This window comes from Mycobacterium sp. 852002-30065_SCH5024008 (assembly GCF_001665645.1).
GTDB lineage: Bacteria > Actinomycetota > Actinomycetes > Mycobacteriales > Mycobacteriaceae > Mycobacterium > Mycobacterium paraffinicum.
Genome location: NZ_LZSZ01000064.1, coordinates 1 through 584, shown reverse-complemented (window position 1 = coordinate 584; position 584 = coordinate 1). Strand labels below are relative to the sequence as shown.

Genomic DNA, 584 nt, shown 5'->3' with positions numbered 1-584 from the left:
GTGGCGTATGCCAGCCGCGTTCAAGGCCAGCCCCCTGGGTGGGTGCCGTTGGCGGTGCAGTACGCCGACTACACGCTGTGGCAGCGTGAGCAGCTGGGCGATCTCGAGGACCCCGACAGTGTGATCGGCGGGCAGCTGGCCTACTGGCAGCAGGCCCTGGCCGGGATGCCCGAACGCCTGGTGCTGCCCACCGATCGGCCCTATCCGGCGGTAGCCGATTATCGCGGGGCAAGCCTCACCATCGAGTGGCCGGCGCAGTTGCAGCAGCAGATCACCCGGGTGGCCCGCGCGCACAACGCCACCAGTTTCATGGTCATCCAAGCCGGGCTGACAATACTGCTCTCGAAGCTCAGCGCCAGTTGTGAGGTGGCCGTTGGGTTCCCGATCGCGGGCCGGCGCGACCCGGCCCTTGATGAGCTGGTCGGGTTCTTCGTCAACACCTTGGTGTTACGCGTCGAGGTGGCCGGGGATCCCAGTGTGGCTGAACTGTTGGGGCAGGTGCGCGCGCGCAGCCTGGCCGCCTTTGAGCACCAAGACGTGCCCTTCGAGCTGCTCGTGGAACGGCTGCACCCCACCCGCTCGCT

The 584-nt window shown here is 67.6% G+C and carries 1 protein-coding gene; it reads left to right on the top strand.

All coding sequences use genetic code 11. The features are described 5' to 3' along the window. Nucleotides 1-584, top strand: a 584-nt coding sequence (locus tag A5781_RS07665; protein ID WP_156624458.1) for a condensation domain-containing protein, incomplete at both ends; no start/stop codon positions are given.